Origin of the sequence: Tenacibaculum pelagium (genome assembly GCF_014062345.1) — a bacterium.
Lineage (GTDB): Bacteria > Bacteroidota > Bacteroidia > Flavobacteriales > Flavobacteriaceae > Polaribacter > Polaribacter pelagius.
Genome location: NZ_JACGLS010000003.1, coordinates 77,173 through 103,444 on the forward strand (window position 1 = coordinate 77,173; position 26,272 = coordinate 103,444).

General features: G+C 31.1%; 27 protein-coding genes and 1 tRNA gene. 7 read left to right on the forward strand and 21 right to left on the reverse strand.

Annotation, left to right across the window (positions count from 1 at the left end; all coding sequences use genetic code 11):
• Nucleotides 1-41: 41 nt before the first annotated feature.
• Nucleotides 42-1,013, reverse strand: a complete 972-nt coding sequence (locus H3Z83_RS07365) for a DoxX family protein (protein ID WP_182124837.1) — start codon at nucleotides 1,011-1,013, stop codon at nucleotides 42-44.
• 20 nt (nucleotides 1,014-1,033) lie between these two features.
• Nucleotides 1,034-1,579 (reverse strand): DUF1599 domain-containing protein, encoded by a 546-nt coding sequence (locus tag H3Z83_RS07370; protein ID WP_182124838.1) that lies wholly within the window; start codon nucleotides 1,577-1,579, stop codon nucleotides 1,034-1,036.
• 80 nt (nucleotides 1,580-1,659) lie between these two features.
• Between H3Z83_RS07370 and folP the strand changes: the two genes are divergently transcribed.
• From folP to H3Z83_RS07385, 3 genes are read left to right on the forward strand one after another with little or no spacing between them, the layout of a single operon-like run.
• Nucleotides 1,660-2,481 (forward strand): dihydropteroate synthase, encoded by an 822-nt coding sequence (folP, locus tag H3Z83_RS07375; protein WP_182124839.1) that lies wholly within the window; start codon nucleotides 1,660-1,662, stop codon nucleotides 2,479-2,481.
• A 34-nt stretch (nucleotides 2,482-2,515) separates the two neighbouring features.
• Complete coding sequence (cdaA, locus tag H3Z83_RS07380) at nucleotides 2,516-3,298, forward strand: diadenylate cyclase CdaA (protein ID WP_182124840.1); 783 nt, start codon at nucleotides 2,516-2,518, stop codon at nucleotides 3,296-3,298.
• A 16-nt stretch (nucleotides 3,299-3,314) separates the two neighbouring features.
• Entirely contained in the window at nucleotides 3,315-4,007 is a 693-nt protein-coding gene (locus H3Z83_RS07385) for a GLPGLI family protein (RefSeq protein WP_182124841.1), read from the forward strand.
• Between the two features lie 49 nt (nucleotides 4,008-4,056).
• Here the strand turns inward: H3Z83_RS07385 and H3Z83_RS07390 are convergent, their stop codons facing one another.
• The 3 genes from H3Z83_RS07390 to truA form a co-directional block, all read right to left on the reverse strand.
• Nucleotides 4,057-4,512, reverse strand: a complete 456-nt coding sequence (locus H3Z83_RS07390) for a hypothetical protein (RefSeq protein ID WP_182124842.1) — start codon at nucleotides 4,510-4,512, stop codon at nucleotides 4,057-4,059.
• A 71-nt stretch (nucleotides 4,513-4,583) separates the two neighbouring features.
• Complete coding sequence (locus H3Z83_RS07395; RefSeq protein ID WP_220455455.1) at nucleotides 4,584-6,299, reverse strand: ABC transporter ATP-binding protein; 1,716 nt, start codon at nucleotides 6,297-6,299, stop codon at nucleotides 4,584-4,586.
• A gap of 50 nt (nucleotides 6,300-6,349) precedes the next feature.
• Nucleotides 6,350-7,084 (reverse strand): tRNA pseudouridine(38-40) synthase TruA, encoded by a 735-nt coding sequence (gene truA / locus H3Z83_RS07400; RefSeq protein ID WP_182124844.1) that lies wholly within the window; start codon nucleotides 7,082-7,084, stop codon nucleotides 6,350-6,352.
• Nucleotides 7,085-7,352: 268 nt separating this feature from the next.
• On the opposite strand from truA, the gene H3Z83_RS07405 reads away from it, so the two are divergent.
• Nucleotides 7,353-7,847: a metallophosphoesterase family protein gene (locus tag H3Z83_RS07405; RefSeq protein WP_182124845.1), complete on the forward strand. Its 495-nt coding sequence runs from the start codon at nucleotides 7,353-7,355 to the stop codon at nucleotides 7,845-7,847.
• Here the strand turns inward: H3Z83_RS07405 and H3Z83_RS07410 are convergent.
• From H3Z83_RS07410 to H3Z83_RS07425, 4 genes are all read right to left on the reverse strand, one after another.
• On the reverse strand, nucleotides 7,833-9,704 hold the full coding sequence (locus H3Z83_RS07410) for a tetratricopeptide repeat-containing sensor histidine kinase (protein ID WP_182124846.1): 1,872 nt from the start codon (nucleotides 9,702-9,704) through the stop codon (nucleotides 7,833-7,835). The genes H3Z83_RS07405 and H3Z83_RS07410 overlap by 15 nt on opposite strands.
• 24 nt (nucleotides 9,705-9,728) lie before the next feature.
• Nucleotides 9,729-10,397, reverse strand: a complete 669-nt coding sequence (locus H3Z83_RS07415; protein WP_182124847.1) for a hypothetical protein — start codon at nucleotides 10,395-10,397, stop codon at nucleotides 9,729-9,731.
• A 276-nt stretch (nucleotides 10,398-10,673) separates the two neighbouring features.
• Nucleotides 10,674-11,324 carry a response regulator transcription factor gene (locus H3Z83_RS07420; RefSeq protein ID WP_182124848.1) on the reverse strand — a complete coding sequence of 217 codons (651 nt, stop codon included), beginning with the start codon at nucleotides 11,322-11,324 and terminating at the stop codon, nucleotides 10,674-10,676.
• A 225-nt stretch (nucleotides 11,325-11,549) separates the two neighbouring features.
• Complete coding sequence (locus H3Z83_RS07425; RefSeq protein ID WP_182124849.1) at nucleotides 11,550-11,984, reverse strand: DUF4293 domain-containing protein; 435 nt, start codon at nucleotides 11,982-11,984, stop codon at nucleotides 11,550-11,552.
• A 198-nt stretch (nucleotides 11,985-12,182) separates the two neighbouring features.
• Here H3Z83_RS07425 and rho point away from each other — a divergent pair, with 198 nt between their 5' ends.
• The gene (rho, locus tag H3Z83_RS07430; protein ID WP_182124850.1) at nucleotides 12,183-13,868 is read left to right on the forward strand and encodes a transcription termination factor Rho; all 1,686 of its coding nucleotides are present in this window, start codon (nucleotides 12,183-12,185) and stop codon (nucleotides 13,866-13,868) included.
• A 49-nt stretch (nucleotides 13,869-13,917) separates the two neighbouring features.
• Here rho and H3Z83_RS07435 read toward each other — a convergent pair whose 3' ends face one another.
• The 5 genes from H3Z83_RS07435 to H3Z83_RS07455 form a co-directional block, all read right to left on the reverse strand.
• A complete protein-coding gene (locus H3Z83_RS07435) occupies nucleotides 13,918-14,466 on the reverse strand; it encodes a 5-formyltetrahydrofolate cyclo-ligase (protein WP_182124851.1) in 549 nt (182 codons plus the stop codon).
• Between the two features lie 3 nt (nucleotides 14,467-14,469).
• The gene (locus tag H3Z83_RS07440; protein ID WP_182124852.1) at nucleotides 14,470-14,835 is read right to left on the reverse strand and encodes an MmcQ/YjbR family DNA-binding protein; all 366 of its coding nucleotides are present in this window, start codon (nucleotides 14,833-14,835) and stop codon (nucleotides 14,470-14,472) included.
• A gap of 7 nt (nucleotides 14,836-14,842) precedes the next feature.
• Nucleotides 14,843-15,244 carry a GNAT family N-acetyltransferase gene (locus tag H3Z83_RS07445; protein WP_182124853.1) on the reverse strand — a complete coding sequence of 134 codons (402 nt, stop codon included), beginning with the start codon at nucleotides 15,242-15,244 and terminating at the stop codon, nucleotides 14,843-14,845.
• Nucleotides 15,241-15,855, reverse strand: coding sequence for a DUF4230 domain-containing protein (locus H3Z83_RS07450; protein WP_182124854.1), 615 nt, complete (start codon nucleotides 15,853-15,855; stop codon nucleotides 15,241-15,243). Before H3Z83_RS07450 ends, H3Z83_RS07445 begins: the two co-directional genes overlap by 4 nt.
• Nucleotides 15,856-15,946: 91 nt before the next feature.
• Nucleotides 15,947-16,021 (reverse strand) — tRNA-Pro (locus H3Z83_RS07455).
• 175 nt (nucleotides 16,022-16,196) lie between these two features.
• Here H3Z83_RS07455 and trxB point away from each other — a divergent pair.
• On the forward strand, nucleotides 16,197-17,135 hold the full coding sequence (gene trxB, locus H3Z83_RS07460; protein ID WP_182124855.1) for a thioredoxin-disulfide reductase: 939 nt from the start codon (nucleotides 16,197-16,199) through the stop codon (nucleotides 17,133-17,135).
• A gap of 194 nt (nucleotides 17,136-17,329) precedes the next feature.
• Here the strand turns inward: trxB and H3Z83_RS07465 are convergent, their stop codons facing one another.
• The 7 genes from H3Z83_RS07465 to H3Z83_RS07495 form a co-directional block, all read right to left on the reverse strand.
• Entirely contained in the window at nucleotides 17,330-17,566 is a 237-nt protein-coding gene (locus tag H3Z83_RS07465; protein WP_182124856.1) for a hypothetical protein, read from the reverse strand.
• Nucleotides 17,567-17,600: 34 nt separating this feature from the next.
• Nucleotides 17,601-18,107, reverse strand: coding sequence for a hypothetical protein (locus H3Z83_RS07470; protein ID WP_182124857.1), 507 nt, complete (start codon nucleotides 18,105-18,107; stop codon nucleotides 17,601-17,603).
• Between the two features lie 96 nt (nucleotides 18,108-18,203).
• Nucleotides 18,204-18,809, reverse strand: a complete 606-nt coding sequence (locus H3Z83_RS07475) for a hypothetical protein (RefSeq protein WP_182124858.1) — start codon at nucleotides 18,807-18,809, stop codon at nucleotides 18,204-18,206.
• Between the two features lie 449 nt (nucleotides 18,810-19,258).
• Nucleotides 19,259-21,055, reverse strand: a complete 1,797-nt coding sequence (locus H3Z83_RS07480) for an acyl-CoA dehydrogenase family protein (RefSeq protein WP_182124859.1) — start codon at nucleotides 21,053-21,055, stop codon at nucleotides 19,259-19,261.
• Between the two features lie 15 nt (nucleotides 21,056-21,070).
• Nucleotides 21,071-22,261 (reverse strand): acetyl-CoA C-acyltransferase, encoded by a 1,191-nt coding sequence (locus tag H3Z83_RS07485; protein WP_182124860.1) that lies wholly within the window; start codon nucleotides 22,259-22,261, stop codon nucleotides 21,071-21,073.
• A 3-nt stretch (nucleotides 22,262-22,264) separates the two neighbouring features.
• Complete coding sequence (locus tag H3Z83_RS07490) at nucleotides 22,265-24,673, reverse strand: 3-hydroxyacyl-CoA dehydrogenase/enoyl-CoA hydratase family protein (RefSeq protein WP_182124861.1); 2,409 nt, start codon at nucleotides 24,671-24,673, stop codon at nucleotides 22,265-22,267.
• Between the two features lie 17 nt (nucleotides 24,674-24,690).
• Nucleotides 24,691-25,152 (reverse strand): MarR family winged helix-turn-helix transcriptional regulator, encoded by a 462-nt coding sequence (locus H3Z83_RS07495; RefSeq protein WP_182124862.1) that lies wholly within the window; start codon nucleotides 25,150-25,152, stop codon nucleotides 24,691-24,693.
• 189 nt (nucleotides 25,153-25,341) lie between these two features.
• Here H3Z83_RS07495 and H3Z83_RS07500 point away from each other — a divergent pair, with 189 nt between their 5' ends.
• On the forward strand, nucleotides 25,342-26,271 hold the full coding sequence (locus tag H3Z83_RS07500; RefSeq protein ID WP_182124863.1) for an ABC transporter ATP-binding protein: 930 nt from the start codon (nucleotides 25,342-25,344) through the stop codon (nucleotides 26,269-26,271).
• Nucleotide 26,272: the final 1 nt, after the last annotated feature.

A 26,272-nucleotide genomic window follows, 5' to 3' on the forward strand; every position in this document is an offset into this window, starting at 1 on the left:
ATAAATTAATTTATCAGGGATTTTTTATGTTTAAAAAGATGTTATTTTAAAATAACATCATCTGCGTCCGTCCAATTCCATTTTCCAACAATAGTTCCTTTTTCTACGGTCATAATTCCAGGATTAGCTCTAATAGCTGTTTTTAATGCTGTTTCATCACAAAAACCAAAAGTGTATGGTAGGTTAAACTCTTTTTGAGTTGCAGTTAAGTCTTCAATGTAAGAAGCTGTTAAAACATATACTTCATATCCTTTTGCTTTAGCATCTGCAGCTACTTTAGTAACTGCTGGTAAGCCATCTTTATCCATTTTTTCAAAGTTATAAAGCATGATAAGCATTGCTTTATCTTTTGTTAACATGTCCTCTAATTTATCTCCATCATCAGTTTCAATCATGAAATCGTGAATTGGAGGAACTTCGTCGCTCCCTTCTTGATATGCCATTCCTTCAGCAATATTTGTACCTATTGAGTACGCTCTAAAATCAATAATTGGTAAATGTTGTAAAACATAATAGGTAACCAATAATGATAAAAATATTGACACGTATGTACTTAATGAAGCTACTTTGTCAGAAATTAAAGGTTTAATATATTTTAATCCTAAAATTAAAATGATAATAAATACCATAAATACTACATTCTTGTAAAATGTTTCTTTAGGTGTTAATTTTAATGCGTCTCCAAAACAACCACAATCGGTTACTTTGTTATAGGTGTAAGAATACCACGTTAAGAATAAGAATATTAAGTTTAAGCTAAACAAACTCCAAACTGTAAATTTTGGTTTAAAACCTACTAAAAGCATTACGCCTAAAACTAATTCCGAAACAATCAATAGAATAGCAAATGGTAAAGTATAAGGAATTAGAAATTCCATATTTAATACACCTTCGCTAAAATATTCTTGAAACTTGTACTGAGAACCAATAGGGTCTACTAATTTTACAAATCCTGAGTAGATAAATAAAAGACCTACTAGTACTCTCGATATGTGGGTTAATATTTTCAACATAATCTTTTAGGGGTTTTAGGTTAACTGTCTAATTCTGAATGATGAATCAGAGCAAAAATAGCATAATTAATCATATCTTGATAATTTGCATCTATTCCTTCTGAAACGATTGTTTTTCCTTGATTATCTTCAATTTGTTTAACACGAAGTAATTTTTGAAGAATTAAATCGGTTAAAGACGAAATTCTCATGTCTCTCCACGCTTCACCATAGTCATGGTTTTTGTTTTTCATTAACTCTTTGGTGATTTTTGAATGCTTATCGTATAGTAAAGTAGCTTCATCAGTATTTAAATCTGGCTGTTCTACTACGCCTAATTCTAGTTGAATTAAAGCCATGATAGAATAGTTGATAATACCAATAAACTCTGATTTATCTCCTTCATCAACTTTACGTTCAGTGTTTTCTTGTAATTGACGTATGCGTTGCGCTTTTATAAATATTTGATCTGTTAATGATGGAAGCCTTAAAATTCTCCATGCACTACCATAGTCACTCATTTTTTTAATAAACAAACTTCTACATTCTACTACTACTGCATCGTATTGTTTGGATGTGTTTTGCATCTTTTTTATTTAAAAGTAATCGACCAAAAATAGTAAATATTAAAAGCTTTTCGTTTATTTTTACTTGGAAATTTATTATAATGACGATTAATTGTAAAGGAAGCTTAATAGACCTCGCAACTCCTAAAGTTATGGGGATTTTAAATATAACCCCAGATTCTTTTTTTGATGGAGGGAAATATAAAGATGCAACTGATATTTTAAATCAAACAGAAAAGATGCTAAAAGAAGGAGCAACTTTTATTGATGTAGGAGCGTATTCGTCTCGTCCTGGTGCAAAGCATATTTCAGAAGAAGAAGAGTTGCAACGAATTGTTCCAGTAATTGATTTGTTGATGAATAAGTTTCCAGAAATATTGATTTCTGTTGATAGTTTTCGAAGTAGAGTAGTGGAAGAAACAATAAATCATGGAGCAGCCATAGTTAATGATATTTCAGGTGGTACAATGGATGAAGCAATGTTTAATATTGTTGCGAAATTACAAGTGCCATATATTATGATGCATATGCAAGGAACTCCTCAAAACATGCAAAAGAATCCAGTTTATAAAGATGTAACTAAAGAAGTAATTTCTTTTTTTGCGGATCAAATTTTTAAACTTAGAGTCTTAAAAGTAAACGATGTAATTATTGATGTAGGTTTTGGCTTTGGAAAAACTACTGAACACAATTACGAATTGTTGAATAAATTACAATTGTTTAAAAGCTTAGATGTTCCAATATTAACTGGAGTTTCTAGAAAATCGATGTTGTATAATGTTTTAGGCATTTCAGCAAAAGAAGCTTTAAATGCTACTACAGTTGCAAATACAATTGCTCTGTTAAACGGAACAAATATTTTAAGAGTACATGATGTAAAAGAAGCAGTTGAGGCAGTTACTATTGTGAATCAATTATTTTAAAAATGATTACATTTACTAAAACTTCAAAGATTTAATGAATTTAGATTTTATCAATTTTACTTTTCTCGATGTACTTGATATTATTTTAGTTGCTGTTTTACTATATTATATATACAAGTTGTTAAAAGGAACGGTAGCTATTAATATTGTTATTGGAATTGCACTAATTTTTTTAATTTGGAAAATAACGCAAGCACTTCATATGGAAATGCTAAGTGGTATTTTAGGATATCTTTTATCAGGTGGAGTTATCGCCTTGATTATTGTATTTCAACAAGAAATCAGGAAATTTTTATTAATGATTGGAACGACCAACTTTTCATCGAAAAGAGGTTTTTTAAATCAAATTAAGTTTTTGCAATCTGAGATCAATTCAGAAATTGATATCGAAACGATTTTAAAAGCATGTACGAGTATGTCTAAAACTCGTACAGGAGCGTTGTTGGTTATAGAAAAAACAAATAACCTTGATTTTTTAGTAGGTTCGGGAGATAAAATGAATGCATTAGTAACCGAAGCAATTATAGAAAGCATTTTTTATAAAAACAGTCCGTTACATGACGGGGCAACTGTAATACGAGATAACTATATTATTGCCACTCGTGTTGTGTTACCAGTTTCTAACAGTACGAAGATTCCTGCGCGATTTGGTTTACGACATAGAGCTGCGATTGGAGTTACTGAAAAAACAGATGCTGTTTGTTTATTAGTATCAGAAGAAACGGGTGAAATATCGTATATAAATAATGGTGAGTTTGTATTGTATAAAACACCAGAAGAGTTATTTAAAAAGCTTCAAAAAGATTTGACAGCATAAAAATAATATTGCAGCTATGAAAAAAATATTACTATTACTTTTTGTTTTTTCACTAACAATGTATTCTCAAACAAGTAAAATAGAATATAGCGTTGTTTTGCATAATCCTAAGAATAGCGCTAAGCCAATGATTCTAGAGATTGTTGAAAATGCTGAAAACATGAAGTTTAATTTACTTTTTAATGAGGAAAGATCTTCTTTTGAAATAGAGTATTTAGGCTTGTTGAACGAGGAATTAGTTAGAAAGCGAAAAAAATCTGAAATGACTGAAATTTTAATTGGCTATTTTAATATTTGTCATCAAGATGCTGAGGGGAATTCTACTATAATACAAACAATAGATTGGGATACATATCAAATCAATCATAATAAAAAAATGAATGATTGGCTGATTACCGAAGAAAAGAAAAAAATAAAAGGTTACGAATGTATAAAAGCTACTAGAAAAGAGTTTAATAAGCGTTCAGGTAAGTATATGAATTTTGTTACGTGGTTTACTCCAGAAGTTAAAGTTCCTTATGGGCCTGCTGGTTATGGTGGTTTGCCTGGATTAATTTTAGAGTTGCATCATGAAAAAAGGTTTTCTTATTTTGCTAAGAATATAGAGCTTAATAAATTTAAAGATGATCCTTTGAATTTATTAGAGGCTGAAAAAATAAGTATTATTAAGTCTGTTGAGTTAATGAGAATAGCTAGAGGTCAAAACTAAAAAAGCTCGCAATTAATTGCGAGCTTTTTATTTTATATAAAATCTAAAATTATTTAGCAGGAGCCATTTTAGATTGTAAAGCGCTCATTACAGAGTTGAATTTCTTAACTCCTTCTGCATCTAAAGTAGAAACTATTTCTTTTCCTTTAGCAGCTAACTCAACACCTTTTTTAGCTAATTCAGCATTTTTTAATACATCACCTTTAGCCTCGATATAATCTTTAGCATAAGTAGAGTAAGTTTGTAAATACTCACCAACTTTAGGATCTTTAAACTCAGGAATAGTTACACCTTCGATTGCTGATTTTACAGCATCTACAGCTTTGTCAACAGCAGCTTCTGCATCAGTTACAACTTTTGTTGCAGCATCTTTAGTAGCGTCAACAGCTTTGTCAGCAGCTTCTACCACATCTTTAGCAGCATCTTTTGTCGCTTCTTTTTCCTTTTTACATGATGTAGCTAATAAAGCTCCAACAACAAGTACAGATAAAATTACTTTTTTCATCGTTTTATGATTTTTAGTTTTTAGATTGATAATTAACAAATGTATTATTTTGAATGTTGTAAACAAATTATTTACGACACAATTTCAGTACTAAATTGCTTATCATACAAGTTTCTGTAATAACCTTCACTTTTTTGTAGTAGCTGAGCGTGAGTCCCTTGCTCAACAATTAGTCCTTTATCCATAACAATAATCATGTCAGCTTTTTTAATAGTTGCTAAACGATGTGCAATTACAATAGAAGTTCTGTCTTTTGTGATTTTATCTGTAGCATATTGAATCATTTGTTCTGAATGTGTGTCTACTGATGATGTTGCTTCATCTAAAATTAAAACTTTTGGATTGCTAACATAAGCACGTAGAAATGCAATTAATTGACGTTGACCAGAAGATAACATCGCACCTCTTTCTTTTACATTGTAATGATAATCGTTAGGGAGTGTCATTATAAAATCATGAATACCTATTTGTTTTGCTGCTTCTTGAACTTGAGCAAGAGTAATATCTTCGTTTTTTAAGGTGATGTTGTTTAAAATAGTATCGGAAAAAAGAAAAACATCTTGTAATACAATTCCTATTTGTTTGCGTAGATAAACAATATCATATTCTTCAACAGAAATGTTATCTACACAAATTACTCCACTGTCAATTTCATAAAAACGATTTATAAGGTTGATGATAGTTGATTTACCTGCTCCGGTTGCTCCAACTATAGCAACTGTCTGTCCTTTATTAACATCAAAGCTGATACCTTTTAAAACTTCTTCATTTTTAATATAGCTAAAGCGAACATTTTTAAAACTGATATTTCCTTGAAGGTTTTCGGTGGTTTTTGTACCTGTTTTTTTAATAGAGCTTTCAGTATCTATAACATCAAAAACACGCTCTCCAGCAACAATTCCCATTTGTAATTGGTTGAATTTGTCTGCGATTTGACGTAGTGGTCTAAATAGCATTTGTGCCATTTTAATAAAACCAATAATAACAGCAATATTTGTGGCTTCTCCCTCTACAACTTGTAGTCCACCATACCAAACAATTAAACCAATAGCTATAGATGATAAGATTTCTGCAATTGGAAAAAAGATAGAGTAGTACCACACAGTTTTAATATGTGCTTTTGCATGTTTATCATTTATTTCAACAAAATTTTGAAATTCAATTTTTTCACGATTAAAGAGTTGTACGATTTTCATTCCTGTTACTCTTTCTTGTACAAATCCGTTAAGATTAGCTACTTGGTTTCTAACATCTTGAAAAGTAGATTTAATAGCTATTTGAAAAAGTTTTGTAGCATAAATTAATACAGGTAGCATTGCTAAAGCAATTAATGCTAACTTCCAATTTGTATATAGCATCACAAAAATAACAACAATCATTTTTAAGATGTCACTTACAATCATAAAAACCCCTTGAGTAAAAAAATTAGCAATAGTTTCTATATCAGAAACTACTCGGGTAACTAATTTACCTACCGATGAGTTATCGAAATAACCCATTTTAAATTCTACGATTTTACGGAAGGTTTTGGCTCTAATATCTCTAATGATATGTTGCCCCACCCAGTTAGCATAGTAGATGAAGGTAAACTGAAAGAGTACTTGAATAAGTAATGCTACTAACATTGCAATGGTAAAGTAGAGTAGCCTTGTAGCATCTTTAGTGGTAGTGAAATCTTCAATAGCAGTCATTAAAATAACTGGAATTAGTACTGAAAACCCCGCTAGTAAAATTGTAGAAACCGTTGCTAAAATAAATCTAGTGCGATATTTTTTTGCAAAACTCATAAGTCTTGCAAAAATTTTAAAATCAAATGCTTTTCCTGTCGCGTTACTCACTATATATAATCGTATTCTACTTTTGTTAAAAATAATCCTTTTGCGGGTACAGATGTACCTGCGTTACTTCTGTTTTTACTCTCGATAACAGCTCTGAAATCTTCTACAGAAATTTTCTCTTTTCCAACATCAATTAAAGTACCTACTATTGCTCTTACCATATTTCTTAAAAAACGATTGGCACTAATATGAAAAGTTAATTCGTTTTTGTTTAGAACCCATTTGGCATTTGTTACGTTGCAATTAAAGGTATGTACATCAGTTTTTACTTTCGAAAAACACTCGAAATCTTCATATTCATATAAGATGGCTGCCGCTTCATTCATCAAATCAATATTTAATTTTTGATGATGTAATTGCAAAGAGGTTTCTAATAAAAAAGGATTACGTCCTAGCCAAATTTTATATTCATAACTTCTACTTAATGCATCAAACCTAGTATGAGCATCATCATGAACTAATTTGATGTTGAAAATTACTATATCATGTGGTAAGATAGCATTTAATTTATAAGCAAGATTATTGTCTAAGTTTTTGTCTGTTTCAAAATGAGCAAACATTTGCGAAGCATGCACACCAGTGTCTGTTCTACCAGCGCCAACAACAATAATTTCTTCTCTTAAAACCGTGCTAATAGCTTTGTTAATTTTTTCTTGTACAGAAACTGCATCAGGTTGTATTTGCCAACCATGATAATTTTTTCCGTTGTAAGCTAACTCTATAAAATACTTCAAAAAGATATTGGGATTTAAAAGACAAAATTATGAAATTTTACTGTGAGTTTACTCTAGTAGAGTTTTAAATAAGTCTCTTAATTTTTGTTAAATAAATCATAAGATTAAAAATATAAACATAGGTTAAGATGCAGGTATGTAATCTGTTATATATTTGCCGGCTCAAAAACAGATAATAAGAGTCCCCTTTTATTATAATTCCCCAGATGAACCCACAATGTAATGTTGTGGGTTTATTGTTTTAATAGTATTGATTAGCTTTGTGCTAATGAAAAAAATACTACTCCTTTCAGATACGCATAGCTTTATTGATGATCAAATATTAAAATTTGTAAAACAGGCAGATGAGGTTTGGCACGCTGGTGATATTGGTGATTTAAATGTTACTGATACTATACAAAAACATAAACCTTTAAGAGCTGTTTACGGTAATATTGATGATAAAGATGCTAGAGCTGAATTTCCTTTAGATAATAAATTTACTGTTGAAGGTGTATCTGTGTGGATAACTCATATTGGGGGGTATCCGAATGCCTACAAGCCAAGAATAAAAGAAGAGTTTAAAAGCAATATTCCTAAACTGTTTATTTGTGGGCACTCGCATATTTTAAAAGTACAATATGATGAGAAATTTAAATTATTACATTTAAATCCTGGGGCAGCTGGTAAACATGGTTTTCATAAAATAAGAACTATGTTACGCTTTGAGTTAGATAATGGTGCTGTAAAAAAACTTGAAGTTATTGAGTTAGCTCACCGATGAAAGCTTACTAGCTCGTTTTTGTTGCTGAATAGGAACTGAGATAAATATAGAAGCACCATTATTAATTTCTGAATTGATAGTTAATTTACCATTCATCATTTTTACTCGAGCTTCAATTTGATTTAAGCCAATACCATCATTTAAAGAAGAAGATGAGGTAGAAAATCCTACCCCATCATCTTTAACGAGAATGGTTAGTTGACTCTTCTCTTCCTTTATAATAATTTCAGCATTATTAGCTTTACTGTGTTTTATAATGTTATTGATTAATTCTTGAATAACATTAAATATTTTGATCTCAAATTCTTGATTATATCTGTGAATATTATTTGCAGAAACATCAAATTTTAATTCGCTATTTGAGTATTTCTTAGCAACATCTTTTATAGCATATTCTAAACCAAATTTTAATAGAATAGAAGATACTAAGTTGTGAGATAAATCTCTTACTTTTTGTGATGCTTCAAGTATAATAGCTTGTGTTTTCTCTATCTCAGAAGGAGTGTTATTATGAAGCTGTTTTTTTGTAGCACTCAAATGCATGTTAGCTGACGATAATAATGCACTTACATTATCGTGTAATATCTCAGCAATTTCTTTTCTTTCAGATTCTTTACCGTCAATGGCTGCATTTAAAATTTTTGTATGTGCCTCAGATTTAAGTTTTTCAATACTTTGTTGTTGTAGTAAGTTACTTTCAGACAGTTTTAATTGTAGGTTTTTCTGGCGAAGTTTGTAGTTATATATAACAACACCAGATACAATAAGTATAAGCAAAGTTAATGCGCCAAATAAAATATTAGTTTTACTTTCTTGTGCTTCAAATAATTTACGTTGTTCTTTTACGCGTTCTATTTTTTGTTGCTCTAAATTCTCTTTATGTTTTGCTGTAATTTCTTGAATTATACCTCTAACTTCATTATCTCTTAGATTATCTTCAATTTCATAGTACCGTTCTTGGAAGTCATAAGCTTTATAATCTTTTAAGTTTCTCATTGCCCATGCCAAATTGTAATATAAATTAGCTTTATATTTTACTGCCTTTTGACTATTATTATTTTTGATTAATTCAATACCATTTAAATAAATAGTTTTCGCTTTATTATAATCTCCAAGTGATAAATATACGCTGCCTAGGTTGTTTTGTGATCTAGCTTGATTGATCTTATCGCCAGTTTCAATATGAATATTAATAGCTTTTTTAGCATAAATTTTTGCTTTTGTAAAAAGCGAATCCATTTGGTATATACTAGAAAGGTTATTATAGGAAATAGCTTTATATTGTTTTAAATCATTATTAATTGAATTTAGGTTTTCTAGTTTATTGTAAAAATAAATCGCGCTATCTTTTAACTTTTGAATATGATTTAATGTATCAGTAGAAATATTAATATTTCTATATAGTTTCTGATAAGCACCTCCTATCCTAAGATAAATTTTACCATAATAATTTTCAGATTTTTTTTGAATTTCATCTAGATTTTGAGGGTGACTTTTTTTTAGATAGCCTAGTGATATTTTATAGTAAGCTAAAGATTTTTTATAGTCATGAGTTTTGTCATATATGTCAGCTATTAAAGTAGCAGATAAATGAGCTAATTTATTTTCGTTTCCTTCTTTGCTATATTCATAAATTTCCAAGCTCTTTTTTAAAGCTTCAACATAGTTTTTTCTTTTAAATTTTTTATAAGCTTTTTCGAATTTCTTTTTATAGATAGAATCTTTATTAATCAAAGTATAGCCAAAAGATTTTTTAAAAAAATCTTTTGGCTTTTTAATATTAGAGTGAGTTTTTGTACTAATTAAAATTAGTAGTACGAAAAATGTAATTTTTTTTATGTTTTTTAAAAAAATCAAGCAGGTTATTTTTTAACTAACTCATTAAATAATATCGTTTCCATTACCAATCTCTAATTTTGGTTTTCTTTCAGCAGTTTCTTCCGTTGATTTTCCTGAATATTTGTGGTTTACAAAATCAATTTTTAATAAATCGTCAGATGAAAGATTTATAGTTCTTGAAAAATCTTTTTGTTTCGAGTCTCCTGTTGATAAGTGAACTTCGTATGTTTCGATATCTTCATTGTAAACAAAATCTGTATTAACATTGTCGTTTACTTTAAATTTTAGTTGAAATGTACCATCTGTGTTTTTTGTGATGCTATATGAATTTAAAAACTCAGTTACTCCTTTAGCAAAAGTAGGGTTTTCATCTTCAATAGATATTTTTGTTCTTTTACCTTGGTTAGCTTCTAAAAAACCAATTTTTAAATAGTCGTTTTCGATGTTAAAATCGTTAGAGTGTTTAACTGCAGTTTTATGGTTTACTTCAGATAAAATAATCTCGTTAGAGTTATCTGTATTTTTTATCGCAGTTACATCTGTATTGTTTGTGGTATTAAAATCAATAGAATATGCACCGTTGGCATCTCTTTTAAGAGTATATGATTGTAATAATTTCTCTTGTGTATCTTCTAAAACTTCATTTTCGTTTGATGAACATGAAGTGAAAATTATACTGAAAACTAGGAAATAAGGAGCTAATTTTTTCATGATTTATTGTTTGAATTGTTATAGGTTTAAAATTTAGTTTAGGTATAATAGCGATGTACTATAGGATAGACTTTTAATGAGATGCGTTCTCATTATAGGGGATAAAGAAAACAAAATGAAGGGTTTTTCTATTCTATGTTAATATTAACGCGTACACCGCTAAACCTACTTTTTTATGTGTTTAATAAGAAATAGCGATGTACTTTATATTGTATAGACTTTCGGGGGACCTTTTTCTTCGCACGGGGGATTAAAGAAAACTACTTGAAGGGATTGCTATACTATATTGTTTTTCACAGCGTACATCGCTAAACCTACTACATTTTTTACTTTTAATTTTTTATATAAACTTCTTCGGTATGTTTCAACCGTTTTAATACTTACTAGCAGATATTCTGCAATCTCTGAAGAGCTTTTTTCTAAAGCAATTTGCTTTAAAACTTCTACTTCTCTTTCAGTTAGGTCTCCATGTGTTAATTCTGGCTCGTCAACTTTAGATTCTGTAACATATAAATCTAAAAGCCTACTCTTAACATCATCACTAAAATACTGTACACCATTATGAACTGATTTAACTGCATCAATAATATGATCGCTAGCACAGCTTTTATCGACAAATCCAGAAGCGCCTAGTAATACCATTTCTTGTACTAATTTAGGATCGCTTAAGCTAGATAGTATAATTGTTTTAATGTTTGTATTACGTTGCTTAAACGTTTTTAAAACTTCAATGCCGTCCATCTCTGGCATGTTAATGTCTAAAACTAAAACATCAGCTTTGTTTTTTTTAGACCAGTCAACTACTTGCCTACCAGTTAAAGAATAACCTTCAACTTCAATGTCATCTTCAGTATTTAATAAAGCGATAACTCCATCTATTAAGATTTTGTGGTCATCCGCTATGTGAACTTTAATCTTGTAATTCATAGTTGTTACATTTACAAATCTATAGTATAAAAGGATTGTGTACAATACCCAATAACCCTAATCGTGCTCTAAGGGTTATCCCTAGTAAATTAGGGTTAACCCTAATTTCGTTAACATTTCTTTAACATTTTAAAAGAAGAGAAGTGAAAAACGAATGTGAACAAAAATAAAAAACCGAGATAAATATCTCGGTTTTTTCGCACTAAATATACTAAGATGTTAGGCTTATCGTAATCTATCTACAGATTTTACAAGATCTTCGTCCTTCTTAATGGCTTTATTTGCTATAACTAGTAGCAAAATAACAATGATAGGGAAGAACATCCCAATACCTTTCTCAGAAACTAAAGCTTCTCCAGATAATGTTTGTGATAGATATATCAACAATACTAATAAAAAAAGGTTTATCAATATGTTTAAGCGCCCTAAAACAAATTGTAACTGACGATTTTTAAATAAAAATATAGTTACCAATGATAATAGAGCTGAAATAAAAAATAAAATTGGAGTCATTTTTTCAAACATAGAAACTCCAGAAAATAAATCCATACTAAAGATAGTAGTTGCTTTTGCATTCGTCCAAAGGCTAACAATAAATGTTAAACCACCAGAAATAACTGCTGCAATTAATAAATATATAGATTGTATTCTTTGTATCATATTTTTTACTGGGTAGCAAATGTAATATTTCTTTTTTTAATAAGAAATATTACAAGTTAAATTATTTGTATATATTTGTCGTATAAGTACCCGCACTAAGAATTGTTATTTATACCCTAATTAACAATACATCAAAATTAAACTTAATACAATTATATTCTTCACTATTAAGAATAAGATAACTTAATTATATTACGAATGTTCGAAATTTCGGAGTTAAAAGCTAAAAAATTAACTGATTTACAAACTATCGCTAAAAGCATAGGGTTACAAAAAACGAGTCAGTTAAAAAAACTTGATTTAGTTTATAAAATATTAGATGCACAAGCTGAAGCTAGTGCTAGTAAAGCTGAAGCTAAGCCTAAAGCAGAAAAGTCAAAAAGAAAAAGAATTTCTAAAACTGAAACAACTGAAGTAACTAAAGCTCCTCAGCCAGTAAAGAAAGAAGAAGCTGTAAGAGAAGAAAAGAAAAATGTAGAGAGAAAATCGGCAGAAAATAAAATCGAGGATAGAAAACCTACAGATAGAAAGCCAGTTGACAGAAAAAGAGTTGAGAGAAAGCCAGTAGAAAATAAATCTGAAGAGCATAAAACGGAAGATAAAAATCCTGTTGATAGAAAACCTGAGGCAAAAAAGGAGCAACTTGGACCTAAGAAGCCACAGCATAATAAAAATCAAAATAATAGAGGGAATAAGCCTCAGCATAAGAACCAAAACGTAGGTAAAGGTAATAAGAGTAGTAATAAATATCGCGATCCTGATTTTGAGTTTGACGGTATTATTGAAAGTGAAGGAGTATTAGAAATGATGCCTGATGGATATGGTTTCTTACGTTCTTCTGATTATAACTATTTATCATCACCAGATGATATTTATGTATCACAATCTCAAATAAAGTTATTTGGTTTAAAAACTGGAGATACAGTTTTAGGTAATGTTCGTCCACCAAAAGAAGGTGAGAAATATTTTCCTTTAATTAGAGTGTCAAAAATAAATGGATTAAGCCCAAATATTGTTCGCGATCGTGTTTCTTTTGAGCACTTAACACCTTTATTTGCTGAAGAAAAATTCAATTTAGCAGAAAGAGGTAGTTCTTTATCAACCAGAATTATTGATATTTTTTCTCCGATAGGAAAAGGGCAACGTGGTATGATTGTAGCACAGCCTAAAACGGGTAAAACAATGTTATTAAAGGATGTTGCTAATGCAATTGCAGCGAATCATCCTGAAGTGTATCAAATTGTTTTATTAATTGATGAGCGTCCTGAGGAGGTTACTGATATGAAGCGTAATGTGCGTGGAGAAGTAGTTGCCTCTACTTTTGATGAGCCAGCAGATAAACATGTACGTGTTGCAAACATTGTTTTAGAGAAAGCAAAGCGTTTGGTAGAATGTGGTCATGATGTTGTAATTCTTTTAGATTCTATTACGCGTTTGGCAAGAGCATATAACACAGTTGCACCTGCTTCAGGTAAAATTTTATCGGGTGGTATTGATGCAAATGCATTACATAAACCGAAGCGTTTCTTTGGTGCTGCTCGTAATATTGAAAACGGAGGGTCGTTAACAATCATTGCAACAGCGTTAACTGAAACAGGTTCTAAAATGGATGAGGTAATCTTTGAGGAATTCAAAGGTACTGGTAACATGGAATTACAATTAGATCGTAATATATCTAACCGTAGAATTTACCCAGCAATCGATTTAATTAAATCTAGTACACGTCGTGATGATTTATTATTAGATGATAAAACAGTACAGCGTATGTGGGTATTACGTAAATATTTAGCAGATATGAATCCTGTTGAAGCAATGAGTTTTATTAATGATAGAATTAGAACGTCTAAAAATAACGATGAGTTTTTAATTTCTATGAATGGATAGTTTATAGAATTTACATAAATAAAAAAATCCCGCTACTAAGTGGGATTTTTTATTTTGGATAGATAATTTTATCTAATGGAATATCAAATTCATTGGTGTCTTTAATTAAATTAATTGGTATGAAAAAATTAAGCCCAATGGTTTTTATATTGGTTTTGCATTCTGATAAAAAACGATCATAAAAGCCTTTTCCATATCCAACTCTGTAGTTTTTTTTGTCGGAAATTAATAAGGGAACAAATACTAAGTCGATTTCTTTTGTATCTATTAGTGTAGCATTTATTGGCTCAGGAATTCCATAACTATTAGTTTCTAATTTTGTTGATTCATCAAAAATAAAATGTTGTAGGGTATTGGTTGAAAAATCACTTTTACTTATGATGATAGTTTTGTTAATTGATTTTAGAAAATTGATAATAGGGTAGGTGTCAATTTCTTTTTGTTTTTCTATAGGAAGGAAAATGTGAATGTTTTCTGAGTTAGAAAAATCAGTTTTAAAAACTTGAGCGTAGATACTTTGTTGAAGTTTTTCAATCTCAGTATCTGTTAATTCTTTTCTTTTTTGTTTATATAATTTACGAAGTTCTTTCTTTATCATATATTATAAGTTAAGAAGCTCTTCGCGTAATTTTTTAGTTAAGCTTTTTACAATTAAATCATAAGAATGATCAATTAACTCAAAAGCAAATTCGTCAGAAACATCGTTGTTTAAAGTAACGGTGTTCCAGTGTTTTTTGTTCATATGCCAACCAGGATTAATACTTTCGTATTCTCCTCTCAACTCTAAAGCTCTTTCAGGGTCACACTTTAAGTTGACTTTTGCCTCGTCTTTTTCCCAGCTATCTATACCAGTTAACGCAAACATTTTGTTCATCACTTTAAAAACTAACGTATTGTCATCAAAAGGAAAATGTTCTGTAACTCCTTTTTTTGAAATACAATAATCTCTTAGTTGTTCAATATGCATAACTAAATTACTTTAAAATTCGTTCCATAACTTTTTCTGGGTGTTTCAATTCAGAAAAACCATATTGTTTGTATAAACCGTGAGCATCATTAGTTTTTAACATCCAAGTAGTACATTTTTGTAGTTCTTTATGGTTTATTATGGTATTTATTAATTGTTTAGAATATCTATTACCACGTTGCTCTGGTACAATAAAGATATCCATAAGGTAAGCAAAGACAGTGTAATCGGTAGCAACTCTTCCAAAACCTATTTGAACATTATTTTTATAAACTCCAAAACATAAGCAGTTTTTAATTGTATTTTCTACTTCTGTGATAGTTCTTCCTTTCGCCCAATACGATTTGGTTAAAAATGAATGTATGACCTCTATTTGTAGTTTCGATTTATCGGTTGATATATGTATCATTCATTCAATAAGTTTGAAGTTGTTGTAGGTAATTCTAAAGCGGAGAAATCTAATTTCCATCCAATGGTTTCCACTAAGTTTTGCATCAAAGTAATTGCTTCTATAGCTTCCTTGTTTGCAGTTTGCATTAAGTTACTTTCTGGGATTTTCTGTAAAATATGTTCCTTAGCTTCTTTATTAACCTCTGTTAAATCTTCAGAACTAAACTTATTTAATAATCCGTTTTGGATGTCGTAAAAACGCAAGTTTGGTTCTACGGAAAAAACTTCTGGCTTTGGAAATTCAGATAGTACTAAAGTTTTGTTTTTAGAATTAGCTTCCATTTTAATTTTTCTAAAATCGAAACCAATATGCACTTTAGCATTAATTAAAATAATAGCTTTCTTTTTACTGGTAACTAAACCTAAAAATTTTTCTTTGGTGTTTTCATGATGATAAATTTCAGCAAACTCACCTTCAACAGTAATTAATTTAGATACTTTTTTAATTTTATCTAATAATACAACCGACTGTTTTTCGGTTAAACTCTTTTTACTTACTGAAGAAAATTTTTGAAAAACGAAGTAAGAGATTACTGCTCCACCTGCTAAACCTAAAAAAAGTAATTCCATAAATACGAATTTACATAAAATATTAAAGAGTAAAAAAGCTAAGAGTTTGTAAAAATAAAAAAGACTTAAGATTGCTCTTAAGTCTTTTTAGTCGGGGTGGCAGGATTCGAACCTGCGACCTCCGCGTCCCAAACGCGGCGCGATAACCGGGCTACGCTACACCCCGAATAATTACCGGACTGCAAATGTATAAAAAATACTCAATCTGCAAACAAAAAAGAGAAAAAAAATAAACAGGTCGTAAGATAATTATTCCTTATCGTCTAATAATCAAAATAAATGTCAAAAAAATGTAATAGAGATAAAAAAAAATTACATTTGTAACTTCAAAATTTTAGACAATGGCAGAAAAAATTAAATGTTTGATTATTGGTTCAGGACCAGCAGGATATACTGCAGCAATTTATGCAGCAAGAGCTGATATGAAACCAGTTATGTATACAGGAATGCAAATGGGAGGGCAGTTAACAACAACAACTGAGGTTGATAACTATCCGGGGTATCCAAACGGAACTGATGGAACTGCAATGATGAACGATTTACAAAAACAAGCTGAACGTTTTGGTACAGATGTGCGTTTTGGAATGGTTACTAAAGTTGATTTAAGTACTGAAGTAGGTGGTATTCATAAAATAATAGTTGACGAGTCTGTAGAAATTGAGGCTGAAACGGTAATTATTTCTACCGGAGCAACGGCTAAATATTTAGGCTTAGAGAGCGAACAACGCTTAATTGGTGGTGGAGTTTCGGCTTGTGCTACTTGTGACGGTTTTTTCTATAAAGGACAAGATGTTATCGTTGTTGGTGCAGGTGATACAGCTGCAGAAGAAGCTACATACTTAGCAAATATTTGTAATAAAGTTACAATGTTAGTACGTAAAGATTACATGCGTGCTTCAAAAGCAATGCAACACCGTGTAAATAAAACTGAAAATATTGAAGTGTTGTATAATACTGAATTAGATGAGGTTTTAGGAGAAAATGTAGTTGAGGGAGTACGTGTAGTAAATAATCAATCTGGTGATAAAAAAGAAATCGCCGTTACTGGTGCTTTTATCGCGATTGGGCATAAACCAAATTCAGATTTATTTAAAGGTGTTTTAGATATGGACGAAGTTGGATATTTAATTACAAAAGGAAAGTCTACTAAAACTAATTTGCCAGGGGTTTTTGCAGCTGGAGATATTCAAGATAAAGAATACCGTCAAGCAGTTACAGCAGCAGGTACAGGGTGTATGGCAGCTTTAGATGCTGAACGTTATTTAGGAGCTATAGAATAGACAGCAATAATGCTATAAATTATATATAAAAAGCTCCCAAAAGGGAGCTTTTTGTTTTTAACGTTTTAGTGGTATGATTAGTTTTGTGGTTTAGCACCTAACTTCGCAAGTACACACCAAACTGAAAATCCGTAAGAACTTTCGTAAATTGGCTTATACTAGCAATATTTTTATATGGTGTTGACGGTAGTTAATTATCCATTACATCTAACTCTAGTCTTATACCAATAGCAATTTGGTCTTCTAAATCGACAAACCCAAACATAACCTCTATGACATACCTGTACACCACAGTTACAACCAGCGGCAATCCCTTCTGTCTCTAATTCTCTTAATTCTTCTTCTGTTGCAGGAATTGCTTCCACCTCTTTTCCATCAATGTTTAAAATAACTTTCACGTCATCAATTACCATTTCACTTACTTTTTTCATAATTATCTAGTTTATTTATTAAAGGTTTCTTATCTCAATTATTTTTTAGTGTTATATAAAAAGTTGTTCTTAACTGGCTTATTTCAATTTTATAACCATTAAAAAACCAAACATCATATTTAGAAAAGTTATGATAAACAGTTTTATTTGGTTTACCTAAAATATTAGTTAATTTCAAATTAAATTCGTTAAATTTTTCAGGAATCAACGTGTTTATCCTTATTTTTGATTTTTCATTTGTAATTTTTTTTAAGTTAGTTTTAAACTCATTGTTATCATTTTTCCAGCAATTATAATTATGTCTTTCTAATACGGAGAATAAGTCATTATAAGCTATTTTGTTTGCAGGGATTAAAAAAACTGAAAAATACTTTTTAAAATCATGTTTTCTAACAAGATAAGGATAAGGGTTTGTTCTTTTGATTTCACAATTTTCAAAAAGTTGCTTTAAAAAATTATTTTCCCATTTTTCTTTATTTTTTATTGAATTTAGAATACTAATTGATATTAAATCAGATTTTCTTTTAAAATTATATTTCATAGCCGAGCATGAAAAAAAATGAAAAATAAATAAGATTAATATTATTTTGTAAGTTAATTTCATAATTATTGCCAACGGTGTTAGCTGTAGTTATTTTTAGTAGTTAGCTTCGATTCTCATTACACTAATTATATGTCTATTCGGTTGAGTTGGTTTATGTGTTTGACTTTCAAAAGGGTTTAAGGTAATATTCCTACTTTGACCTGTGCCACCTAAAAAATCAACCCAAACTATTTTGACATCAACTTGCTTGTCACTTGTATTCGTAACTTCAAATTCCCAATTCAGTCTGTTTTGATAATTTTTAAATCTTGTTTGGATTTTGGAACAGGCACTTCCACTACATCTAACATTGGTTAAAGATTCTTCATTAATTTCTTCATTATCAAAAAAGTCAATTATAGCTTTCCCTTTAGGGGTGTCAATTGTATTTAATTCAATAGCTTTATCTTCTTTCCTCTGACAATAATTACCTAAAACAGTATGTTGCCAGTCAGTTGCTGACCATTTATGATATCCTTGGGTATGAACTGTATTTGGTGCAACTCTTATCGAAGTTCTTGCGTGATGTTCCCATCTTTCGTCATCCTTATCGTAAACACGAATTGTGTAATCAGTTGTACAAAATTGGTCTGGACTTTCGTTGGCTATCGTTATAGTACAACTTCTGCCATTTTTCATAAATGTTACTCTGTTTGACATTTTAAATAGTTTTAAGGTTATAAATTGTTTTTACGATTATAAAGGTATAAGTTGATTTTTTTCGATTTTATACCCATTAGTAGGTGTTTTAATTACAGCTAACTTGTTTATATACAAATGTTTTACGTTTTTATACTTCTATATTAGTATTATAACGATATAATAATACGTCGATAAGTTTTAAGTAACTTATTAGTGTTTTTTATTGTTACTAAATTAATTGTAGATTCAGGTTGGGTGCATACCTATAAATAGGTAATTTTAATATATAAGAATTAGTTGTTTAATAATTAGTAAAGAAAAAAGACCGCCAAAAACTAATTTGACGATCTTTTAAACAAACAACTAAATTCTAAAACCTATAAAGTTTATAGAAGATTTTAAATCAGTAATTAACTTTTATCATTAGTTAATCACAAACTATATTTTACTTAATTCCTCTAAGAGGATTAGAAGCAGTATTTATTTTCTGCTTTTAATTTCTCTGCAATAGTATTACGTAACTCAACTACATTAGGGTAGTTTGCGTATTTTGTAAAACGTTTAAGCCCCATTAACATCATACGTTGCTCATCACCTTCGGCGAAAGAAATAATTCCTTCTCTACCGTTTTTGGTAATAATTTCAACAGCGTTGTATAAGTATAATTTCGCCATAGCAATCTGTTCTTTTTGAGAATCTTCACCAAAACGCTTTGCGTTCTTTTCAGTTCTTAAAATAGCAGATTCTGCCATATATGTTTCAATTAATATGTTAGATGCAGCCGTTAATAATTGTTGGTGTTGCTCTAATTCTGTTCCGAATTTTTGAATAGCGGCACCAGCTACCATTAAGAATACTTTCTTTAATTTTCCAATAATCTCTTTTTCTTCAGCAAATAACTCAGAATAATCTGGAGTGTCGAAAGAAGGAATTCCCATTAATTCTTCACCAACTGCCATAGCAGGGTTTAATAAATCAACGTGACCTTTCATTGCTTTCTTAACTAACATACCAACCGATAATAAACGGTTAATTTCGTTAGTTCCTTCGTAAATACGAGCAATACGAGCATCTCTCCAAGCAGACTCCATTGGAGTTTCTTCAGAGAATCCCATTCCTCCAAAAATTTGGATTCCTTCATCAGCACAAGATTGTACGTCTTCAGAAACAGCAACTTTTAAGATAGAACATTCGATAGCATATTCTTCAACACCTTTTAATTCAGCATCTTGATGAGAACTTCCTTCAGATTCACGAATAGCAATACGATCTTCAATATTTTTAGCCGCTCTATACGATGCAGATTCACCTACATACGCATTGGTAGCCATTTCAGCTAATTTCATTTTAATAGCACCAAACTCAGCAATAGGAGTTTTAAATTGCTTACGCTCTGTTGCGTATTGTGTAGCGTAAGAAATAACTCTTCTTTGAGAATCTAAACAAGCAGCAGCTAATTTAATACGACCTACGTTTAATGCATTCATAGCGATTTTAAATCCACCACCACGAACAGATAACATATTTTCTACTGGTACTAAAGTATCGCTAAAGAATACCTGACGCGTAGATGATGCACGAATACCTAATTTGTGTTCTTCTTCGCCTAAAGTTACTCCGTTAGGGTTGTTTTTATCGTATTCTAAAATGAATCCAGTAATGTTTTTATCATCACCAATACGAGCAAAAACGATAAAGATTTCAGCAAAACCTGCATTCGAAATCCACATTTTTTGTCCGTTAATTTTATAATGCTTTCCGTCTTCAGTTAATTCAGCAGTGGTTTTACCAGAATTTGCATCCGATCCAGCTCCTGGCTCTGTTAAACAGTATGCTCCAAAACGTTCACCCATGGCTAAAGCAGGAACGAATTTTTGTTTTTGTTCTTCGGTACCGTATAAAGTAATTGGCATAGTACCAATACCTGTATGCGCACCGAAAGCAGTACTAAAAGAACCTGTTCCGCTTGAAATATAATCACAAGTTAACATGGTAGAAACGAATCCCATTCCTAATCCACCATAAGCTTCAGGAACTGAAACACCTAAGAAACCTAATTCACCAGCTTTACGCATCGTTTCTTCAGTTAAAGCATAATCTTTCTTTTCAAAACGTTCTTTATGAGGAATGATTTCACGGTCGTTAAATTCCATAACCGCATCCTTCATCATATTTTGCTCTTCAGAAAAATCTTCTGGAGTAAAAACATCTTCACACTTTGTTTCTTTTACAAGGAATTGACCTCCTCTTAATAAATCTGCCATTTTGTTATTTTTTTGTTAGTTTAAGAATTCGAAAATACCTGCAGCACCTTGACCTGTACCTACACACATGGTTACCATACCGTATTTTCCTTGCATATTGCGCTTGCGCATTTCGTCGAATAACTGAACTGATAATTTAGCTCCAGTACATCCTAGCGGGTGTCCTAATGCAATTGCTCCACCATTTACGTTAATGATATCAGCATCTAATCCTAATTCTCTAATTACAGCTAATGATTGAGAAGCAAATGCTTCATTCAATTCAATTAAGCTAATATCTTCTTGTTTTAATCCTGCTTGTTTTAATGCTTTTGGGATAGCAGCTACAGGTCCGATTCCCATAATTCTAGGCGGAACACCAGCAGCAGCATAACTTACCATACGAGCAATTGGTTTAATGTTTAATTCCTTAACCATATCTTCGCTCATTACCATTAAAAACGCAGCACCATCACTTGTTTGCGATGAGTTACCAGCAGTAACACTACCACCAGCAGCAAATACTGGTTTTAAACGTTGTAAACCTGCAATGTTAGATCCTTTACGAGGCCCTTCATCTTTTGTAACTGTATATTCTCTTGTTGCACGTTTTCCTTTAGCATCTACATAAGTTTCTTCAACTTTAATAGGTACTATTTGATCTTGAAAACGATTTTCTTCTAAAGCTTTTAAAGCTTTTAAATGCGATTGTAATGCAAACTCATCTTGATCTTCACGAGAAATGTTGTATTTCTGAGCAACTTCCTCAGCTGTATTTCCCATTCCCCAGTAATAATCTGCATGACCAGCAGCAACTGTATCGTAGTTTAATTCTGGTTTAAATCCTGTCATTGGTACAGAACTCATACTCTCAGCTCCACCTGCAATAATACATTCAGCCATTCCTGATTGAATTTTAGCAACTGCCATACTTAAAGTTTCTATTCCTGAAGAACAAAAACGGTTAACCGTTACACCAGGTACATCTTCGGTTTTTAATCCCATTAAAGAGATTAAACGTGCCATATTTAATCCTTGAGATCCTTCTGGCATTGCATTACCAACGATTACATCGTCAATACGACTTTTGTCGAACTCTGGTAACTGCTCCATCATGTATGCGATAGTTTCGGCAGCTAACTCATCAGCTCTTTTAAATCTGAACGCACCTCTTTTAGACTTTGCTACGGCAGTTCTATATCCTTTTACTATATATGCTGTTTTCATCTTTTAGTTTCTTAATGGTTTACCAGTTTTTAACATGTGCTGAATACGCTCTAACGTTTTACGTTCTGTAGCTAAGCTTAAGAATGCTTCACGCTCAAGGTTTAATAAATACTGTTCAGAAACTTTTGTTGGTTCTGATAAATCTCCACCAGCCATTACATAGGCTAATTTGTTTGCAATTTTCTGATCGTGTTCAGAAATAAATCTACTCGCGTGCATAGAATCGGTTGCTACCATAAACGCACCTAAAGCTTGTTTACCAAGAACTAATACATCGTCTTTACGAGTAGCAGGTTGTGTATAACCAGCTTCTGCCATTAACAATGCGTGTTTCTTAGCTTCAGCAATTTGACGTTCTCTGTTTACAACAACTACATCTTTACCTTTTTCTAATAAACCTAAGTCGAAAGCTTCGTAAGCAGAAGTACCAACTTTAGCCATACCAATAGTTAAGAAGTATTCTTGCAATACGTTTAATTGAACATCTCCTTTACGGAAAGTATCAGAAGCACGTAATGCCATTTCTTTAGAACCACCTCCACCAGGGATAACTCCAACTCCAAATTCTACTAATCCCATATAAGTTTCAGCAGCAGCAACAACTTTATCTGAGTGTAATGATAATTCACATCCACCACCTAAAGCCATTCCATGAGGAGCAGCAACTGTAGGAATTGCAGAGTAACGCATACGCATCATTGTATCTTGGAAATACTTGATAGCCATGTTTAACTCGTCATATTCTTGCTCTACAGCCATCATAAAAATCATTCCGATATTAGCACCAACCGAGAAGTTTGCTCCTTGGTTACCAATTACTAATCCTTGGAAATCTTTTTCAGCTAAATCAACTGCTTTATTTAATCCCGCTAAAACATCGCCACCAATAGTGTTCATTTTAGATTGGAATTCACAGTTTAAGATTCCATCACCTAAATCTTCAATAACAACTCCAGAGTTTTTAAATACCTCAGTAGTTTTACGAATATTATCTAAGATGATAAATGAATCTTGACCTGGTTTTTTTGTTTGTGCTTTTGCTGGAACATCATAATAATAGGTTGCTCCGTCTTTAACAGAATAGAAAGATTTAGATCCTTTTGCTAGCATTTCAGTAACCCAAGCAGCTGGTTCTTTTCCTTCAGCTTTCATTAATTCGATACCCTTTTCTACACCTACAGCATCCCAAATTTCGAAAGGTCCATTTTCCCATCCGAAACCAGCTTTCATGGCATCATCAATTTTATATAAATCGTCAGAAATTTCTGGAATTCTATTTTGAACATACGCAAACATTGCTGCGAAGTTTTTACGGTAGAATTCTCCCGCTTTATCTTTTCCACCAACTAATACTTTAAAACGATCAATTGGTTTGTCAATAGTTTTTGTTAACTCTAATGTAGCAAACTTAGCACGTTTTTTAGTACGATATTCCATCGTGTCTAAATCTAACGATAAGATTTCTTTCTTTCCTTCAGTGTTTACTGATTTCTTGTAGAATCCTTGCTTTGTTTTACTACCTAACCATTTGTTTTCCATCATAGTGTTGATGAAATCTGGTAATTTGAATAAATCGTGTGCTTCGTCGTTAGGACAGTTTTCGTAAATACCGTTAGCAACGTGTACTAAAGTATCTAATCCTACAACATCTACCGTACGGAAAGTTGCCGATTTAGGACGGCCAATTACTGGACCTGTTAATTTATCTACTTCTTCAATAGTTAAACCTAATTCTTTTACTTGGTGGAATAATGACTGAATTCCAAAGATTCCAATTCTATTCCCAATAAAAGCAGGAGTATCTTTTGCTAATACTGAAGTTTTTCCTAAGAATTTAGAACCGTAATCCATTAAGAAGTCAGTTACTTCTTGCTTACAGTTTGGTCCAGGAACAACTTCAAATAATTTTAAGTAACGAGGTGGGTTAAAAAAGTGAGTTACCGCAAAGTGCTTTTGGAAATCTTCACTTCTTCCTTCGTTCATAAATTTGATAGGAATACCAGAAGTGTTAGAAGAAATAATAGTACCAGGAGTACGGTATTTCTCTAATTTTTCGAAAACGATTTTTTTAATATCTAATCGTTCTACAACAACTTCCATAATCCAATCTACATCGGTTACTTTAGCAATATCATCTTCTAAGTTACCAGTAGTAATTCTATTAGCGAACTCTTTTTTGTAGATAGGTGATGGTTTCGATTTTAAAGAAGCAGTAAGTGCATCATTAACCAAACGATTACGAACAGCTTTGTCTTCTAACGTTAATCCTTTTGCTTTCTCTTTGTCGTTTAATTCTCTTGGAACGATGTCCAAAAGCAAAACTTCAACGCCAATGTTAGCAAAATGACATGCAATACCAGATCCCATAATACCAGAACCAATAATTGCTACTTTTTTAATTCTTCTTGTCATTTGTTTGTTGATTTGTTTTATACAGCTTCTTTGTTGATATCATCATCGTATACCAACTTATCTGCAATAAGTTTGTTTATTGTTGTGGTTACTTTAAAGAAGGTTTCTAATTCTTCTTCAGTAATATAATTTCTTACTTTATTATTGAATTGATACACATGACCTTTCGATACTTCACGCATCTCTTTACCATAGTCAGTCAATTTTATAATTACACTTCTACCATCATTTGGGTTCTTCTCTCTACATATTACACCTTTGTCTTCCATTGTTTTTAATAAGCGAGAAAGACTTGTAGGTTCCATTCCCATTAAAGGACCTAAAGCAGTTGAAGGAGTTCCATTTTCAAAATCGATATTCAATAATACAAATGCAGTTGCCATAGTACTATCATGCTTTGCAGCTTGTTCGTTGTACATTTTAGCAACAGCCTGCCAAGTGGCTCTTAATTGATGATCTATTGATTTGTTTTTATCCATCTGATGCCAAAGATATAAAAATTTATTATGCGTGCATAGTATTTTGCAAAAAAGTTATGCGTGCATAGTAAATTTAACTTAAAATTAAACTGTAACGTTTAGTATGAACTATGTACTAATAAATATAAAAATATGTAAGTTTGTCATTGCTGATTTTTGACAAACGGCAATTAATCAACTATAAAATCTATGAATAATTTATTAGAAATTAATAATGTAGTTAAGCGTTATGGCGATTATACTGCATTAAATAATGTTTCGATGCATATACCAAAAGGAAGTGTTTTTGGTTTGTTAGGTCCTAACGGTGCAGGAAAAACTTCGCTTATTAGAATAATCAATCAAATTACAATGCCTGATGCAGGTGAGATAATTTTAGATGGAGAAAAGTTAGCACCACACCATATAGAGCATATTGGGTATTTACCAGAAGAGCGAGGATTGTATAAATCAATGAAGGTAGGTGAGCAAGCTTTATACTTAGCGCAGTTAAAAGGTTTAAGTAAGTCTGAGGCTAAAAAAAGATTAAAATATTGGTTTGATAAATTTGATATAGGTGCTTGGTGGGGAAAGAAAATTGAAGAGCTTTCTAAAGGAATGGCACAAAAAGTGCAATTTATTGTTACTGTATTGCATCAGCCTAAATTATTAATTTTTGATGAGCCTTTTTCTGGTTTTGATCCAATAAACGCACAATTAATTGCAAAAGAAATATTACAATTAAGAGACGAAGGAGCTACGATTATTTTTTCTACACATCGTATGGAGTCTGTAGAAGAAATGTGTGACTACATCGCTTTAATTGATAAATCTAATAAAATATTAGATGGAAAATTAGATGATATTAAAAAAGAATTTAGAACAAATACTTTTCAAGTTGGTTTAAATACTTCTAATGGAAAAGAGGTTGAAGCAAAGTTAAAAGAGAATTTTAAGGTATTACCAGCAGATTTTAGATTGTTAAATGAAGGTTTGAAGTTAAACGTAAAATTAACAGAAGGTAATACAGCAAATGATTTATTATCATTTTTAACCAGTCAAGGGCAAGTACAACATTTTGTAGAATTAATACCAAGTGCCAACGATATTTTTATTCAGGCAGTAAATAAAAACAGTTAAG